Source organism: Agrobacterium radiobacter, from assembly GCF_040801995.1.
GTDB classification, from domain to species: domain Bacteria; phylum Pseudomonadota; class Alphaproteobacteria; order Rhizobiales; family Rhizobiaceae; genus Agrobacterium; species Agrobacterium radiobacter.
Window position 1 is genome coordinate 548,700 of sequence record NZ_JBEGHX010000002.1, and the last position, 17,495, is coordinate 566,194.

General features: G+C 60.7%; 14 protein-coding genes. 12 read left to right on the forward strand and 2 right to left on the reverse strand.

Translation table 11 applies throughout. The features are described 5' to 3' along the window. Positions 1-12 precede the first annotated feature (12 nt). The 8 genes from MRBLRC7O_RS16420 to MRBLRC7O_RS16455 all read left to right on the forward strand — a co-directional run bounded on the left by MRBLRC7O_RS16420 (position 13) and on the right by MRBLRC7O_RS16455 (position 10,048). Positions 13-936 (forward strand): 2-hydroxyacid dehydrogenase, encoded by a 924-nt coding sequence (locus MRBLRC7O_RS16420; RefSeq protein WP_020812177.1) that lies wholly within the window; start codon positions 13-15, stop codon positions 934-936. Positions 937-962: 26 nt separating this feature from the next. Continuing rightward, positions 963-1,319: a cupin domain-containing protein gene (locus tag MRBLRC7O_RS16425; RefSeq protein ID WP_003524651.1), complete on the forward strand. Its 357-nt coding sequence runs from the start codon at positions 963-965 to the stop codon at positions 1,317-1,319. After that, positions 1,316-1,771 carry a GNAT family N-acetyltransferase gene (locus MRBLRC7O_RS16430; RefSeq protein ID WP_003506828.1) on the forward strand — a complete coding sequence of 152 codons (456 nt, stop codon included), beginning with the start codon at positions 1,316-1,318 and terminating at the stop codon, positions 1,769-1,771. Before MRBLRC7O_RS16425 ends, MRBLRC7O_RS16430 begins: the two co-directional genes overlap by 4 nt. A 128-nt stretch (positions 1,772-1,899) precedes the next feature. Beyond that, on the forward strand, positions 1,900-3,942 hold the full coding sequence (locus MRBLRC7O_RS16435) for a hydantoinase/oxoprolinase family protein (protein ID WP_020812178.1): 2,043 nt from the start codon (positions 1,900-1,902) through the stop codon (positions 3,940-3,942). A 3-nt stretch (positions 3,943-3,945) separates the two neighbouring features. Next, positions 3,946-5,913 carry a hydantoinase B/oxoprolinase family protein gene (locus MRBLRC7O_RS16440; RefSeq protein WP_020812179.1) on the forward strand — a complete coding sequence of 656 codons (1,968 nt, stop codon included), beginning with the start codon at positions 3,946-3,948 and terminating at the stop codon, positions 5,911-5,913. 141 nt (positions 5,914-6,054) lie between these two features. After that, complete coding sequence (locus MRBLRC7O_RS16445) at positions 6,055-7,518, forward strand: aldehyde dehydrogenase family protein (RefSeq protein WP_020812180.1); 1,464 nt, start codon at positions 6,055-6,057, stop codon at positions 7,516-7,518. A gap of 13 nt (positions 7,519-7,531) precedes the next feature. Beyond that, positions 7,532-8,575, forward strand: coding sequence for a tartrate dehydrogenase (locus tag MRBLRC7O_RS16450; protein WP_003506836.1), 1,044 nt, complete (start codon positions 7,532-7,534; stop codon positions 8,573-8,575). Positions 8,576-8,590: 15 nt separating this feature from the next. Beyond that, positions 8,591-10,048, forward strand: a complete 1,458-nt coding sequence (locus MRBLRC7O_RS16455; protein WP_020812181.1) for an NAD-dependent succinate-semialdehyde dehydrogenase — start codon at positions 8,591-8,593, stop codon at positions 10,046-10,048. A 218-nt stretch (positions 10,049-10,266) separates the two neighbouring features. Here the strand turns inward: MRBLRC7O_RS16455 and MRBLRC7O_RS16460 are convergent, their stop codons facing one another. Next, positions 10,267-11,541: an NAD(P)/FAD-dependent oxidoreductase gene (locus tag MRBLRC7O_RS16460; protein WP_020812182.1), complete on the reverse strand. Its 1,275-nt coding sequence runs from the start codon at positions 11,539-11,541 to the stop codon at positions 10,267-10,269. Positions 11,542-11,556: 15 nt separating this feature from the next. Beyond that, a complete protein-coding gene (locus tag MRBLRC7O_RS16465) occupies positions 11,557-12,225 on the reverse strand; it encodes a haloacid dehalogenase type II (RefSeq protein WP_003506842.1) in 669 nt (222 codons plus the stop codon). 323 nt (positions 12,226-12,548) lie between these two features. On the opposite strand from MRBLRC7O_RS16465, the gene MRBLRC7O_RS16470 reads away from it, so the two are divergent. The 4 genes from MRBLRC7O_RS16470 to MRBLRC7O_RS16485 all read left to right on the forward strand — a co-directional run bounded on the left by MRBLRC7O_RS16470 (position 12,549) and on the right by MRBLRC7O_RS16485 (position 17,447). Further along, the gene (locus tag MRBLRC7O_RS16470; protein WP_020812184.1) at positions 12,549-13,385 is read left to right on the forward strand and encodes a GNAT family N-acetyltransferase; all 837 of its coding nucleotides are present in this window, start codon (positions 12,549-12,551) and stop codon (positions 13,383-13,385) included. Positions 13,386-13,399: 14 nt separating this feature from the next. Next, positions 13,400-14,773, forward strand: coding sequence for an aspartate aminotransferase family protein (locus tag MRBLRC7O_RS16475; RefSeq protein WP_020812185.1), 1,374 nt, complete (start codon positions 13,400-13,402; stop codon positions 14,771-14,773). 256 nt (positions 14,774-15,029) lie between these two features. Further along, the gene (locus MRBLRC7O_RS16480; protein ID WP_020812186.1) at positions 15,030-15,743 is read left to right on the forward strand and encodes an HAD-IA family hydrolase; all 714 of its coding nucleotides are present in this window, start codon (positions 15,030-15,032) and stop codon (positions 15,741-15,743) included. Positions 15,744-15,836: 93 nt separating this feature from the next. Next, positions 15,837-17,447: an ABC transporter substrate-binding protein gene (locus MRBLRC7O_RS16485; RefSeq protein WP_003506850.1), complete on the forward strand. Its 1,611-nt coding sequence runs from the start codon at positions 15,837-15,839 to the stop codon at positions 17,445-17,447. The last annotated feature ends 48 nt before the right edge of the window (positions 17,448-17,495 follow it).

Sequence of the window (17,495 nt, forward strand, 5' to 3'; positions counted from 1 at the left end):
CACGGATATCAGATGACGTTTTTCTTCAATTCCGACGCGAAGCGCGGCGAGATTTTCCGGCAGGCCCTGGCCCGCGACTTGCCGGAGCTGCCCTTCTCGATGGATGCCGACAGCGTTGATGCCGATGCGGTTCGATACCTCATCACCTGGACCGTGCCTGATGATATCGGCCGCTACCGCAATCTCGAAATCCTGTTTTCCATCGGTGCGGGTGTCGATCAGTTCCACATCGATGCGGTCCCTGCGCATGTGAAGGTCGTGCGCATGGTGGATGAAGGCATCATCCGCATGATGCAGGAATATGTAAGCCTTGGCGTGCTGGCGCTTCACCGCAACCTGCCGGTCTATTTAAAACAGCAGCGCCAGCAACTCTGGAAGGCTTTGCCGCAACGTCAGGCGGAAGAGTGCCGCGTGGGCGTTCTCGGCCTCGGCATGCTGGGTGTTGCGGCGCTGGAGCGGCTGAAACCCTTCGGTTTTCCGCTTTCTGGCTGGAGTCGTTCCCCGCGCGCGATCGACGGCGTCACCTGCCATCACGGCGAAGCCGGATTGGCCGCCATCCTCTCGACAAGCGATATTCTCGTATGCCTGCTGCCGCTGACCGAAGAGACCGTGGGACTTCTGAACGGCGAACGTCTGGCAATGCTTCCGGAAGGCGCTGGCCTCGTTCACGCCGGGCGCGGCAGGCAGCTCGACCACGACGCCCTCATCGATGCGCTGGATAATGGCGGGCTCTCGGGCGCGGTGATCGACGTCACCGAACCCGAACCTCTGCCGGAAGAGCATCGTTTCTGGACCCATCCGAAAATTCTTCTGACGCCGCATATCGCCAGCGTCACCCAGCCGCATTCGGCAGCACGCACCGTTGTCGAAAACATCAAACGATACCAGTCCGGCCTCGAGCCGCTCGGCCTCGTCGACCGCAACCGCGGATATTGATCATACCGTTCCAGGAAAGGACACCCATGCCGCTTCTCAAGACCATCGACACCCATCCCGCCTTCGAACCGAAAGCTTCCAAGGCCCTGCCGGAACGCCTCATCTCCGGCGATCCGTCCTTCAAAACCTGGCCGCTGGACGAAGCCCGCAACGGCACCGTCCACACCGGCATCTGGGAAGCGACGCCGGGCGAAAGCCGTTCGATCAAGGGCGAAACCTTCGAATTCTGCCATATTCTCGAAGGCGTCATCGAAATCACGCCGGAAGGCGGCGCACCGCTGCGTTATACGGCGGGCGACAGTTTCGTCATGAAGCCGGGCTTCGTCGGCGTATGGAAAACCATTGAAACCGTCCGCAAGATCTATGTTACGGTGAACGGATGAACTGGGAACCGGCCATTTTCGAAATCACCCGCGACGGCTACGTGCTGAGCACCGATCCGACGCGTGTGGATTTCGATCTGGTCCATGGTTTTCTCGCCCGCGATTCCTACTGGGCGCAGGGAATGACCGCCGACCGGCTGAAGCGGGCGCTTTCGCATTCGCTGCCGGTCGGCGTCTACGCCCCCGATGGTTCCATGGCCGCCTTCGCCCGTCTGGTGACGGACTATGCCGTTTTCGGCTATCTGCGCGATGTCTTCACGGTGGAGGATCATCGCGGTCGCGGCCTTGCTTCCTGGATCGCCACCGAGATACGCAGGCATCCGGAGCTCTCAACGGTATCAAGCTGGATGCTCGCGACCCGCGACGCCCATGGCGTCTATGAAAAGGCCGGCTATCGCGCCGCACCGCATCCCGAATATTACATGACGGTGCCAAAACCCGGCGAAGGCTGATCAGCCTGACTTGCACGTCATGTCGGCCATCATCATAACCTGGAGCTATGACCCTTACCCCATAAATGCTTGGCCCTTTTCCGGTCCCGATGACAGCATCATCAGGACTGGAAAAGGAGACGGAAGAGATGGGATATCGCATTGGCGTTGATGTGGGCGGGTCATTTACGGATTTTGCCGTGTTTGACGATGGGACCGGCTCGCTTTCCACCCTGAAGGTGTTTTCCCGCCCCGATGCGCCGGGAGAAGAAATCCTTCTCGCGCTCGATACGCTGAAAAAGCGCGACGGCATCGAAGCGAAGGACGTTTCCTATTTCACCCATGGAACCACCGTCGGTGTCAACACGGTGATCCAGCGCAACGGCCAGAACGTCGCCCTGTTCACCACGGAAAATTTCGAGGACGTGCTTGATGTTGCACGCCTGAAAATCCCGCAGATCCACAATCTCTATTCCGTGCGGCCGGAACCGCTCATCCCGCGTGAACGGGTTTTCGGCATAGCCGAGCGTATGTTGGCGACCGGCGAGATAAAGCTCACGCCGAACGAAGAGAATGTGGCGAAGGCTGTCGCCGGAGCAATTGCAGCCGGTTGCGACGGCATCGTTCTCGCCTTCCTGCATTCCTACCGTAACCCCGAAAACGAACGGGCCGTGAAGGCGATGATCGAGCGCATCGCACCGCAATTGCCAGTGGTCTCCTCTGCCGAGACATGGCCGATCATCCGTGAATATGAGCGCACCGTCACCGCCGTCATCAGCGGTTACGTCCAGCCGCGCGTCGCACATTATCTCGACCGTTTTGAAACGGTTCTGCGCAGGCAAGGCATTGCCTGCCCGCTGCTCATCACCAAGACCAATGGCGGCGTCATGGGCATCGATCAGGCGCGGCGCGAATGTGTGCAGATGATCCTGTCGGGCACCGCTTCCGGCGTCATCGGCGCGGGTTATCTGGCGAAGGCCAGCGGCTTTGAGCGTGTGATGAGCCTGGACATTGGCGGCACCAGCGCCGATGTGGCCGTTATTCTTGATGGCGAGGCCCAATATGGGGTCGGTGAGCTGATCGGCGATTTCCAGATTCACGTTCCCTCCGTTTCCGTCAGTTCCGTTGGCCAGGGCGGCGGCTCGGTCGCGTGGGTGGATAGTCTCGGTCTGTTGCAGGTGGGACCGGAAAGTGCCGGTTCGACGCCGGGGCCGGCCTGTTACGGACGGGGCGGCGACCGCCCGACGATCACGGATGCCATGGCGGCCGCCAACCTCATCGGCCACATGCCGCTTGGTTATGGCGCAGTGACCGTCGATCACGCCGCAGCGCGCGCCGCCCTCTTGCCGCTTGCCGAAAAACTCGGCCTTTCCGTCGAGGCGCTCGCCGGCAACATCGTCGATATCGCCGTCTCGGGCATGTATGCGGAGGTGAACGCCCTGACCTCCCGCTTCGCCATCGACCCGCGCGAATTTCACCTCTTCGCTTTCGGCGGCGCGGGCGCGATGCTCGCCTGTTTCCTTGCCCGCGAACTGGATATGAAAGGTGTGGTGGTGCCGCCCACCCCCGGTGTCGTTTCCGCGCTCGGCGGCCTGATTGCCGATCTCAAGAATGATTTCATCCGCACCACCTATTGCGAGGTGGACGACAGGGCGGCCTCTGATCTCGCCCCCCTTCTCGCCGAAATGCAGGAGACCGGCCGCAACTGGCTGAAGGAACAGGGTTTTAACGGTGATTGCGACATGCGGCTTTCCGCCGACATGCGCTATCGCGGCCAGTCCTACGAAATCGAAACCACGCTGCAGCCGGAATGGCTGGGCAGAGGTGACGCCGGCGCGATCAACAAGGCTTTCCACGAAGAACATGCCCGTCTTTATGGCCATTCCGATGAACGGGCGGCCGTACAGATGGTCAACCTCAGACTCGTCGTTTCCGGCCGAACACCGAAGCCCCCTCTTCGGGAGACAGGCATGGCCACCGGTCCCGCTAAACCGCGCTTCCACGCGAAAGGCTGGTTTGGTGGCATGGAACACGACATGGCTATCTATCATCGTGCCGATCTGGCGGCCGGACACGATTTCGATGGTCCCGCCATCATCCTTCAGGACGACACCACCACCGTGGTGCCGCCCGACTTCTCCGTCCATGTGGACCATTTCGGCAATCTCGTCATTACCAAGAGGGAGTTTTGATCCATGGCCATCGATCGCCGCAACCTCAAGGTCCTTGCCAATTTCTGCTCTGCCGCCGCCGACGCCATGGCCTTCACGCTGATGCGCACCGCCCATTCCGCCTTCGTCAAGGAAACCGAGGATTTTTCCTGCCAGGTGGTGACGCGCGAGGGGCTCGCCTTCGCCAATCCCCGGCAATTCGGCGCGCCCTGGTATAGCGGCATCGATTACGCGCCGCTGATTTCCATGTTCGAGGAGTATGAAGACGGCGATATCTGCATCACCAACGATCCCTATAGCGGTTTCGTCGCCACCCACTCGCCGGATATCCACATCTGGAAACCGGTCTTCCACGAGGGCAAAATTGCCTGTTTCGTGGTCGGGCACATCCACAATACCGATGTCGGCGGCGCGGTTCCCGCCTCATTGTCCCGCTCGCTTTCCGAAATCGAGCAGGAAGGCCTGCGCATCCCGCCGGTCAAGCTCGTTCGCAAAGGCAGGCTCGACCCCTTCATCATCGACATGATGAAGGCCAATGTCCGAATGCCGGAACAGAATATCGGCGACCTCCACGCCCAGATCGCCTCCGTCAACATCGGCGAACGCAAGATGCAGGAGATCGTTGCCCGTTTCGGCTTTGATGATTTTCTGGACGGTGTGCGCCAGATTTTCGACTATGCGGAAGAGCAGACCCGGCAAATCCTCACCAGGGTTCCCGATGGCGATTACTTCTTTGCCGACTATGCCGACGAGGATTCCGTTGGCGGCCGGCCATGCCGCGTGGCGCTGACGCTGAAAATCCGCGGCGGCGAGGCGGTTCTCGACTATACCGGCAGCGATCCGCAGCTCGGCTCGTCGCTGAATATGCCGACCGGCGGTCGCGAGCGACATTCACTCGTCATGGTCGGCCTGACCTATGTGCTTTATACGCTCGATAACAGCCTGCTTCTGAACGCCGGCACCCTGCGCCCGGTACGGGCCGTGCTGCCGGAAGGCACGATCGTCAATTGTCAACGCCCGGCCGCTGTCGGCATGCGCTCACTCACCTGCGCCATGACCCAGATCGTCACCATCGGCGCTTTCGCAAAGGCCCTGCCCGAGCTTATTCCCGCGGCCTCCCCCGGCGGAAACGCCATCATGAACATCAAGACCAGCGACCGGAGCGGCCGCCCGGTCATGGCCTCCATCGGCCCGGTTGGCGGCGGTGGCGGCGGTACGCCCTTCTGCGACGGCAGTGACGGCGCCGGTGGCGCCACCGGCTTTCTGCGCAACACGCCGATCGAAATCAGCGAAGCGGAAGTGCCGATCCTCTTCCGTCGTTATGGGTTGCAACGCGATACCGGCGGGGCAGGTCGTTTTCGCGGCGGGCTTTCGGCCATCATGGAGTTTGAAATATCCTCGCCGGAAACGGTGGTCACGGCACGCAACCGCAATCGCTCGCTGATGGCAAGCTGGGGCGTCAATGGTGCGGGCCCGGGGCTGATTTCCCGCTTTCTCCGCAATCCCGATACGGAGGGCGAAATCTCGCTCGGCAATACCGATATCGTCCATTGCGGCCCGGGCGATGTCATTCGTGTCATCGGACCGGGAGCCGGCGGTTACGGCGACCCCTTCACCCGCCCGCAACAGGCCGTGCTTCGCGATGTGCGGCGTGGTGCGGTCTCGGCAGAAAATGCTGCAAGACACTACGGGGTCGCGCTCATCGGCGATGAGATCGATGAAGAAGCGACGGCCGCCCTGCGCTCCACACCGCGCCGAAAGACGGACGATATCATCAGTTATGGACCGGAGCGGCTCGCCTTCGAGGCGGTCTGGACGAGGGAACGTTATGATCTTCTGACCCAATTCCTGCAAAAATCGCCTGTGGGATGGCGTTTTTTCCTGAAACACCGGGTGTTTGAAGCGGTCGAAAACGAAGGCGATGATCCCCGCCCCCTTTGCGAGCGGATGGCCGAGATTTTCGAGCAGATAAGCGCCCGCTACGGCGTTTGACCGGCGGCCTGCCTTCGCCGCCGAAGATTGCGCTGTCTGCCGGTGGCAAAACAGGATTTTCATTCACCGCCCGCGCCGCAGTCGGTCGATGCTGCTTGCCATCAGGGGTTAGCGTTGGGGCATATCCAGAGAGGATTCCACATGACGCTCAGCTTCGATCCAGACAGCTTGTCCCTGCCGATCGGCCATTTTATCGGCGACCGGCTGGTTACGGCGGCAAACGGCATCGACATGCACCGCCCATCCGATGGCGTTGGATATGCCGGTTGTCCCAAGGCGGATGCAGCGCTGGTCGATGAAGCGGTGCAGACTGCCAAGGCTGCGTTGAAGAGCAGCAACTGGGGCGGCGTGCGCCCGCGTGAGCGTACAAAGGTCTTGCAGCGCTGGGCCGACCTGATCGAACAGGAAGCCGAGACGCTGGCGAAAATCGAAGCGCTCTCCTCGACGCGGCCCGTGGGCCAGCTGATCGCCGGCGATATCGCCGTCACCGCCGAGCAAATCCGTTTCTTTGCCGAATTCGCCGACAAAGAAGGCGGCGATCTGGTGCCGACCGACGATGCGAGCTTCGGCATGATCATGACCGAACCCTATGGTGTCGTCGGCGCCATCACGCCATGGAATTTCCCCGTCTCCATGGCGGGCTGGAAGCTCGGCCCGGCGCTTGCCGCCGGCAATGCCGTGGTGCTGAAACCCTCGGAAATGACGCCCTTCTCCAGCATTTTTATGGCACAGCTGGCGATCAAGGCGGGGCTCCCCGCCGGTCTCATCAATATCGTACTGGGTGACGGGCCTGTGACGGGCAATGCCATCACCGGGCACCCTGATATCTCCAAGGTCAGCTTCACCGGCTCCACAGCCGCGGGCGCCGCCATCATGGCCAATATCGCCCGCACCGGCATCAAGCCCATGACGCTGGAGCTCGGCGGCAAGAGCCCGCAACTGGTCTTTGCCGATGCCGATATCGAAAAAGCGGCGGCGGCAATCGCCGGCAATATTCTCTCCAATGCCGGGCAGGCCTGCGTGGCCGGTTCCCGCATCATCGTTGAAGAAAGTGCGGCAGATGCCCTTTCCGCTGCGATCATCGCCCGCATGAAGGCGGTGAAGCCCGGCCCGACATGGGACGAGGCGTCGCAATATTCGCCTATTATCTCCGAAGTGCAGCGCAAGCGCATCGACGGCATCGTTCAGGCCGCCGTCGCTCATGGAGGCGAATGCCTGACAGGCGGTGCGAACATGGACGGCCCCGGCTATTTCTACCAGCCGACACTGATCGCCAATGTCGACCAGACATCGCCCGCCGTCACCGAAGAAATCTTCGGACCGGTGCTGACGCTGCAGACCTTCCGGACGGAAGAAGAGGCTCTGGCGCTTTCCGATCATCCGACTTACGGTCTGGCGGCGGGTCTTTTCAGCCGTGATGTCTCGCGTGTGATGCGCCTGTCACGCGCCATTCAGGCCGGAACGATCTGGGTCAACCGTTACGGCCGCTCCCGCGACCACATATTGCCGACAGGCGGTTACAAACGCTCCGGCATCGGCAAGGATCTCGGACGGGAGGCCTATCTCGCCAACCGCAAGAGCAAAAGCGTCCTGATTGGACTGTAACAGGGGAATTCTCTTGAAAACGCATCGCATCGCACTCATTCCCGGAGACGGTATCGGCAAAAGCGTAACTGATGCCGCCTGGCAGGTGCTCAACGCCGCCGCCCAAACCTCCGGTTTTGCACTTGAAGGCACGGAATTCCCCTGGTCCTGCGCCTTCTACAAGGAAACCGGCGCGATGATGCCGAAGGACGGTATCGAAACCCTGCGCGGCTTCGACGCCATTCTGCTCGGCGCAGTCGGCTGGCCGGCGGAAGTGCCGGACTCAGTCTCGCTGCACGGCCTGCTGCTGCCGATCCGCAAGGCCTTCGTGCAATATGCCAATATCCGCCCTCACCGGCTTCTGCCCGGCGTGCAGGGACCTTTGAAGGCCGATGGATTCGACATTCTCTGCATCCGCGAAAACACGGAAGGCGAATATTCCGGCGCGGGCGGCCGCGTGCATCAGGGCACCGATGATGAAGTTGCGGTCGAAACCTCGATCTTCACCCGCAAGGGCGTGGAGCGTATCCTGCGTTTCGGCTTCGAGCAGGCGCAGAAGCGTCGCGGCAAGCTCGCTTCCATTACCAAGTCCAATGCCCAGAAATATTCGATGGTCTTCTGGGATGAGGTGACACACAAGCTCGCTGCCGAATATCCCGATGTCGAAGTTTCCAGCTATCACATCGACGCCATGGCGGCACGCATGGTGATGGCCCCGGAAAGCCTTGATGTCGTGGTCGCCTCCAACCTCTTCGGCGACATTCTGACCGATCTCGGCGCGGCCATTCAGGGCGGTCTTGGTTTTGCCGCTTCCGCCAATATCAACCCTGACCGCAGCGCGCCTTCCATGTTCGAGCCGGTGCATGGTTCGGCCCCCGATATCGCCCATCTCGGCATAGCCAACCCCATTGCCGCCATCTGGTCCGGCGCGATGATGCTCGAGCATCTCGGCGAAAAAGATGCAGCAGTGCGCATCATGACGGCGCTGGAAACGGCGACCGGCCGGGGTATCGGCACGGTGCCGGGTAAGGACAAGACAGACGCCATCACCGCCGCGATTCTTGCGGCACTCGACTGATTTCGGAGAATTATGATGCAGGGCTTGAAGGACAAAGAACTCTTTCGCCAGACGGGCTTGATCGGCGGCGCATGGAAGACGGCGGCGTCGGGCAAGGCGGTCGATGTCATCGACCCCGCGACGCAGGCCGTGATCGGTACCGTTCCCGATATGGGGAGCGCGGAAACGCGCGCGGCCATCGAGGCCGCCAACGCCGCCTTCGGCCCGTGGAAGAAGAAGACCCATGCGGAGCGTGCGGCGCTGCTCGAAAAATGGTTTGCGCTGATGATCGAGCATATAGACGATCTCGGCCTGATCCTGACCACGGAACAGGGCAAGCCGCTCGAGGAGGCAAAGGCCGAAATCCGCTATGGCGCATCCTTCGTCAAATGGTTTGCGGAAGAGGCGCGGCGCATTGGCGGCGGCACCATTCCTTCACCGACGCCGGACCGGCGCATCGTGGTGCTGAAGGAGCCTGTTGGCGTCTGCGGCATCATCACGCCATGGAACTTCCCGAACGCCATGATCACCCGCAAGGTCGCGCCCGCACTCGCGGCCGGCTGCACCGTGGTCATCAAGCCATCGGAATTCACACCCTATTCGGCTCTGGCGCTCGGCGTGCTCGCCGAACGGGCCGGCATTCCCGCAGGTGTCATCAACATCGTCACCGGCATGCCGACGGAAATCGGCAACGAAATCATGGCCAACGAGACGGTTCGCAAGATTTCCTTCACCGGCTCCACCCGCGTCGGTTCGCTTTTGATGCGTGGCGCCGCCGACAGCATAAAACGACTGTCGCTGGAACTGGGCGGCAATGCGCCCTTCATCGTTTTCGACGATGCCGATCTCGATCTCGCCATTGAAGGCGCCCTCATTTCGAAATTCCGCAATGGCGGCCAGACCTGCGTCTGCGCCAACCGCATTCTCGTCCAGTCTGGTGTTTACGACGCCTTCGCGAAAAAACTGGCGGATCGCGTCGATGCCATGCGGGTCGGCCCCGGCACGGAAGCGGGGGTCTCCATCGGCCCGATGATCAACGAGCCGGCCATCGCCAAGATCCGCGCCCATATCGACGACGCCGTTTCCAAGGGCGCGACGATCATCACCAAGCCGCGCAATCTGCCGGAAGGTCCGCAATATACGGCACCGGTGGTGCTGACGGACGCCACGACCGGCATGCTTCTGGCAAGCGAAGAGACCTTCGGGCCCGTCGCACCGCTCTTCCGCTTCGAGACGGAAGAAGAAGCACTCGCCATCGCCAATGGCACGCCCTTCGGCCTCGCCGCCTATTTCTACACCGAGAGCCTCAAGCGCGCCTGGCGTGTGGGCGAAGCGCTGGAATTCGGCATGGTCGGCCTCAATACCGGCCTCATCTCCACCGAAGTCGCCCCCTTCGGCGGCGTGAAGCAATCCGGCCTCGGCCGCGAAGGCGCGCAGGTCGGTATCGAGGAATATCTGGAGATCAAGACCTTCCATATCGGTGGGCTCGCTTGAGCCTTTTTCTCATCCCCGCCTAAAGGGCCGCTCTGCGGCCCTTCTTTTTTTGAAGCGTGGGATTGAAAAAAGCGGCAGCATTTACACGCCGTCGCCCCGGACTCGGTCCGGGTCCAGTGCGATCAAGTCATTGATCGCAAGAAACTCTTTCACCGCGCAGACGCGCGGTGGCTGGATGCCGGATCAAGTCCGGCATGACGGAAGAACTAACAGCCCTTCTACTGAATCTTATCCAGCATCTTGTAATAGAATCCCACCAGCGGCAGGAACCAGGGCTTACCGAAATGACCCGGCACCGCCGGCCAGTCCAGCCCCTTCAGCGGATTGTTGTCCGGCCGCCCGAGAATGGCGTCGGCCATGATCATGCCGAGATGGGTGGAAAGCTGCGCACCGTGGCCGGAATAGCCCATGGCGTACCAGACGCCGTCATGGAAACCTGCGCGCGGATAACGATCCTTGGTCATGTCAACCAGTCCGCCCCAGCAATAATCGATCGGCACATGGGCAAGCTGCGGGAAAATGCGATGCAGGCTTTCCGTCAGGATCGCACCGCTTTTGGAGTCCGAACGCTGATCCGAAGTTGCGGAAAAACGGGCGCGGCCACCAAAGATCAGCCGGTTGTCAGGCGAGAGCCGGAAATAATTGCCAATATTCATGGAGTTGACATAGGTGCGGTTGCCGGGAACCGAAGCCTTGATTTCGGCATCCGTCAGCGGCCGCGTGGCGATGATGAAACTACCCACCGCGATGATGCGGCGGCGGAAATAACCGAATCCGGAGGGTGTGTAAGCCCCGGTAGCAACAAGCACATTGTTGGCCGTGACCTTGCCACGGGCAGTTTCCAGATCATGGAGCTTGCCGTTCTGGATGTGTTTCGTCACCGCCGCTTTTTCGAAGATCACCGCGCCATGGCGGCTGGCGGCTTCGGCAAGGCCGGCCACATAGCGGCCCATATGCATCATTGCGCTTTTCTTCGAGAGCATGGCGCCATAAAAGGGCGAGCCGATTTCCGCCTCGAGATCAGCAGCCGACAAGAGAGCCGTATCGGGATCGACCTCGGCGTGCAGCGCGTCGAAATTCCTTGCCAGACCTTCGAAATGCTGCGGCTTGGAAGCGAGCTTCAGCTTGCCGGAGCGGCGGAAATTGCAATCAATCCCCTCCTCTGCGATCAGTGCTTCCAGCGTGTCGACTGAATCGTCCAGCGCCTTGTAGAGGGCGATCGCGCGTTCCTTGCCCAGTTCCGCCTTGGCGGAGAGATAGGAATGGGCAAGGCCATTGTTGAGGTGCCCGCCATTGCGGCCAGAGGCGCCCCAACCGACCCGCTCCCCTTCGAGAACGACCACCCGCGCGCCCGCCTTGGCCAGCTGGCGCGCGGCCCCGAGACCGGTGAAGCCGCCGCCGATGACGGCGACATCATAATGACCTTCGACGGGACCTTGCGCGGCACCTGAAAATTGCGGCGCGGTATCGTGCCAATAGGAGACGAACTTCATGGTCCCGACCTTTCCTTACAATCCAACCACGCCTGCCAGGCCGGAAATATCTGATATCTCGACATAACCATAATAGGGATTGGCGGGCTCGTGGCCGCGATTGACCCAGACCTTGTTCTTGATGCCGAGATCGTGGGCCGACATCAGATCGTAACGGAACGAGGAGGAAACATGCAGCATATCTTCCGGACCGCAGCCGAGCATGTCAAACATATATTCGAAGGCCTTGAAACGCGGCTTGTAAGCCTGTGCCTGCTCGGCGGTATAGACCGCATGGAAGGGTGCGCCGAGCTTTTCGACATTCGACATGATCTGCGAATTCATGGCGTTGGACAGGATGACGAGGGGAATTTCCTTCGCAACCTTCGCAAGGCCGGCCGGAACATCGGCATGCGGCCCCCAGGTCGGAACGCGCTCGTAAACGAAGGTGGCATCTTCATCCTTGAAAGCGACACCATTGCGCTTGCAGCTGCGCGAAAGCGAATTGTGGACCACCTGAGCATAGGGCTTCCAGTCGCCCATGATCTCATCAAGACGGTAGGCCGCAAAATTCTTGATGAACTGCTGCATCTGCGCTTCATCCAGGCGATCACCATAGAGATCACGGGCGGCCTCTGCCATCTGGAAATTGATCAGCGTGCCGTAGCAATCAAAGGAGATGTATTTCGGGCGGAAGATGGTCATATCGTCGTCATCCTTGCTTGGGGATCGGCCGTGCCGGAATGAATTGATCATAGAAAGCCTTTGCCCGGTCGGCGCACCGCAATTGCCATCAGCGGAAGCAGATTGTTGCGTATGCAGCCGCCAGTTTGGCAGAGAGTTGCGTTGAGCCCAACCGAAAGCCGCCGCCCGTCCCGGTTTTACGACCGGGTGCGGACAAGATGCGGCATAAGATGCGGCGGCGGATAAAAGCAACAGCGAAACATATCGAACCTTCCCATTTGTCGGGACAATCTTCTTCCGGCGTCAGTCTATCAATGAAGAGTAAGAAAAAACGGAGTTCCGGCATGCAGGCGAGCCTGATCGATATCCAAATGTTTCAACCGGACCACCTCGACGCGGCCGTTGAACTTTCCCGCCAGGCCGGCTGGCCGCACCGGAAGGAAGACTGGGCGCTGGTCCTTTCCCTGAGCAAGGGTTTTGTCGCCCTTGAGAACGGACGCGTCGTCGGCACCGCCATGGCGACGCTTCTCGGAGAAAGCTGCGCCACCGTCAATATGGTGATCGTGGATGAGAGCATGCGCGGCCGCGGCCTCGGGCGTCAGTTGATGCAGGCGGCAATGGACGCAGCAGAAGACCGCGAATGCCGTCTGGTCGCCACGGCCGACGGCCTGCCGCTCTACGAAAAACTGGGCTTCGTCGCCTGCGGCGAGGTGCGTCAACATCAGGGAATTCCGGTGACGACCGACAGGCCAACCGGTGTCATCTGGGTCGAAACCATTGATCCGGCCGCGCTTGCGGCACTCGATGCGGAGGCTTTCGGCGCGGATCGCACGGCGCTCTTTGCAGCGCTTGCCGACAGGGCACGTTTCGCGATCGTTGAGAAACAGGGCGTCATCAAGGGTTTTGCCGCCCTTCGCACCTTCGGGCGCGGCGAGGTCATCGGCCCGGTCGTGGCGGAAAATGCTGAAATCGCTAGGGATTTGATCGCCTTTGCAGTTTCCGAGCGCCCCGGCGCATTCCTGCGCGTGGATACCACCGCCGATACCGGTCTTGGCCCCTGGCTTGCCGAACGTGGCCTTGCCCATGTCGGCGGCGGCATCGCCATGCGCCGGTCGAAAACCGAAATCCCCGCGGACAAAAAACTGAAAACATTCGCATTGACCAGCCAGGCACTGGGCTGAATCTGGAGAGACCCATGTTAAGCAATTCACTGATCGAACTGGACCGCGCCCATCTGGTGCACCCCGTCTCCTCCTTCCGCGGCCATGAGAAGCTTGGTGTGCGGGTGCTGAAATCGGCAAGCGGCGCCACGGTCACCGACATGACCGGTCACCAGCTCATCGACGGTTTTGCCGGCCTCTGGTGCGTCAATGCCGGTTACGGGCATGACAGCATCGTCGAAGCGGCAGCCAAACAGATGCGTGAGCTGCCCTATGCCACTGCCTATTTCGATATCGGCAGTGAACCGGCGATCCGGCTTGCTTCCGAACTCGCCGACCGCGCGCCGGGTGATCTCAACCATGTCTATTTCACGCTTGGCGGTTCCGATGCGGTGGACAGCACCATCCGCTTCATCCGCTATTACTGGCACGCGAAAGGCCAGCCGCAACGCGACCAGTTCATCTCCATCGAACAGGGTTATCACGGCTCCACTACCGCTGGGTCGGGTCTCACGGCGCTACCCGCTTTCCATGCGGGTTTCGGTGTGCCTTATGACTGGCAGCACAAAATTCCGTCGCACTACGCCTACCGCAATCCGGCCGGCAACGATCCGGCCGCGATCATCGCCTCCTCCCTGCAAATTCTCAAAGACAAGATCGAGGCCATCGGCCCGGACCGGGTCGCCGCCTTTTATGCGGAACCCATTCAGGGCTCGGGCGGCGTTCTGGTGCCGCCGCCGGGCTGGATCAAGGCCATGCGCGACCTCTGCCGTTCCTACGGCATTCTCTTCGTCGCCGATGAGGTCATCACCGGCTTCGGCCGCACCGGACCGCTCTTTGCCTGCACCGACGAGGACATCGTGCCTGATTTCATCACGGCCGCAAAGGGTCTGACGTCAGGTTATGTGCCGATGGGCGCTGTCTTCATGGCGGATCACGTCTATGATACAATAGCTGACTTTGCCGGCGATGCCGCCGTGGGGCATGGATACACCTACTCCGCCCACCCTGTCAGCGCCGCCGTCGGTCTCGAAGTGCTGAAACTTTACGAGGGTGGACTGCTGGAAAACGGCCGCCGTGCCGGTCAAAGGCTGATGGCCGGCCTGGAAGGCCTGAAAAACCATCCGCTTGTTGGCGATGTGCGCGGCCGCGGCATGCTTGCCGCCATCGAACTTGTGACCGACAAGGACAAAAAGACGCCGCTGCCGGCTGCAGCGGCCCCTGCACGCAAGGTTTTCGACCGCGCCTGGGAAAACGGCCTGATCGTGCGCGCCTTTGCAAACGGCATTCTCGGTTACGCGCCGCCGCTCTGCTGCACCGATAGTGAGATCGACGCCATTATCGAGCGGACGCTGAAGACGCTCGACCAGACACTCGAAGACCCGGCCGTCAGGGCCGCCATGGCCTGAGCCGATAGAAGGGCAGCGTTGCGGCACCCTCTCGAAATGTCGCAACGCACCGCATATTCGCAATATTCTGCCGAAGAGCCGATCCATTTCGGCGTATCCGGCGTGCCGAAAGTGCCAAACTATTAATGCAAAAGGCACTAAACGCCATAAAAAAGGGCGTAATTACAAATGGGAACGGGGCAAGGATCCCGTCCGGGAACAGAATAATCTGCCGCAGCCTCCCCAAGAGGCCGAGGCGGCCAAGCGGAGACCGACATTGCCCAAAAAACTGAGCGACTTCAAATATATGAGCTTCGACGTGGTGGGAACTCTCATCGATTTCGAAGGCGGCCTGAAATCGACGCTGGCCGCAATCGGCGCGGAAAACGGCGTGGAGGTCGATGGTGAAAAGGCGCTCGCCCTTTATCGCGCAGCCCGTTACTCCGACGCGACCGACCTGTTTCCGGACGATCTCGTCCGCGTTTATCTGATCATCGCTCCGCAACTTGGACTGCCGGCAGAACGCGCTTTCGGCGAGCGCCTGCGCGACGCGGCAAAAAGCTGGAAAGGCTTTGAAGACAGCCGCGCCGCCATGGCCGAGCTTGCCAAGACGCATCGCCTCATCGCCATGACCAATGCCCAGCGCTGGGCCTTCGAATATTTCTCGAAGGAGCTCGGCAATCCCTTTCATGCGGCCTTCACGGCGGATGATACCGGCACGGAAAAACCCGATCCTGCCTTCTTCGAAAAGGTTTTCGCTTTTGTGGAGAGCGAAGGCGCATCGAAGGATGACATTCTCCATGTCGCGCAAAGCCAGTATCACGATATCGGCATTTCCCGGAAACTGGGCATGACCAATTGCTGGATCGAGCGGCGTCACGCCCAGAAGGGATATGGCGGCACCATCGAACCGGAAAACTTCACCGAGCCGGACTATCACTTTACCTCAATGGCCGGCCTTGCCGACGCCGCGAGGCAAACGGGCGGTTAAGCCGCACCGCCAGTGGCGTGCCGCGAACTGGGATGCGGCATGCCTGAAATTTCTTCAGATGCATTTCAACAAATCATACAAAAGGGGAAGACCATGAGTGACAGGATTACAAACTGGACCCGCTCCGACGATGCCGCCGTTGAACAGGCGATCCGACGCGGCGCAACGCGGCGCGAGCTGCTTCACATGCTGCTGGCGGGTGGTGTCGCCCTTTCCGCCGGTTCGGCCATTCTCGGTCGCGCCTCAAATGCCGTGGCCGCAACGCCGGTCTCCGGCGGCACGCTAAAGGCCGCCGGCTGGTCCTCCTCCACCGCCGATACGCTCGATCCGGCGAAAGCCTCGCTTTCGACGGATTATGTTCGTTGCTGCGCGCTCTACAACCGTTTGAGCTTCCTCGATGTTTCCGGCACGCCGCAGCTGGAGCTGGCCGAAGCCATCGAAACGAAGGACGCCAAGACCTGGACGGTGAAGCTGCGTTCCGGCGTCACCTTCCATGACGGCAAGGCCCTGACCGCCGACGACGTGGTCTATTCGCTGAAGCGCCATCTCGATCCGGCCGTCGGCTCCAAGGTCGCCAAGATTGCCGCGCAGATGACCGGCTTCAAGGCTCTCGACAAGAGCACGGTCGAAATCACGCTGGCGAACGCGAATGCCGACCTGCCATCCATTCTGGCTCTGCACCATTTCATGATCGTTGCCGACGGCACCACGGATTTCTCCAAGGGCAACGGCACCGGCGCCTTCAAGCTCGAGAAATTCGAGCCAGGCGTCCGTTCGATCATGGCCAAGAACACCAATTACTGGAAGTCCGGCGGGCCGCACATCGACAGTTTCGAATTCATGGCGATTTCGGACGACAATGCCCGCGTCAACGCCCTTCTCTCGGGTGATATCCAGCTCGCGGCCTCCATCAACCCACGTGCGCTTCGCCTGCTCGACAAGCAGGAAGGTGTCGTTCTGTCCAAGACGACATCGGGGAACTACACCAACCTCAACATGCGTCTCGACCAGGCGCCCGGCAACAATGCCGATTTCATTGCCGGTATGAAGTCGATCGTCAATCGCGAGCAGATCGTCAAGGCGGCCCTGCGCGGCCTCGGTGAAGTCGGCAACGACCAGCCGGTTCCGCCGATGAACCCCTATCACAATCCGGATCTCAAGCCGAAAGCCTTCGATCCGGAGAAGGCGAAATTCCACTTCCAGAAGGCAGGCCTCATCGGCCAGTCCATTCCGGTCATCGCATCGGATGCAGCAAGCTCTTCGGTCGACATGGCGATGATCATCCAGGCTTCGGCCGCCGAAATCGGCGTGAAGCTGGATGTGCAGCGTGTTCCCTCCGACGGTTACTGGAGCAATTACTGGCTGAAGGCGCCGGTCCATTTCGGCAACATCAACCCGCGCCCGACGCCGGACATCCTGTTCTCGCTGCTCTATGCTTCAGACGCCCCGTGGAACGAAAGCCAGTACAAGTCGCCGAAATTCGACAAGCTGATGCTGGAAGCACGCGGCATGCTCGACATGGAGAAGCGCAAGCAGATCTACTTCGAACTGCAAACGATGATCGCCGACGAAGCCGGCACCATCATCCCCGCCTATATTTCGAATGTCGACGCCATCACCTCCAAGCTAAAGGGGCTGGAAGCCAATCCGCTCGGCGGCATGATGGGTTATTCCTTTGCGGAATACGTCTGGCTTGAAGCCTGATAGATCATGGGGCCGGGCGCGAAAATGCGCCCGGCACGTTTTCCGCAG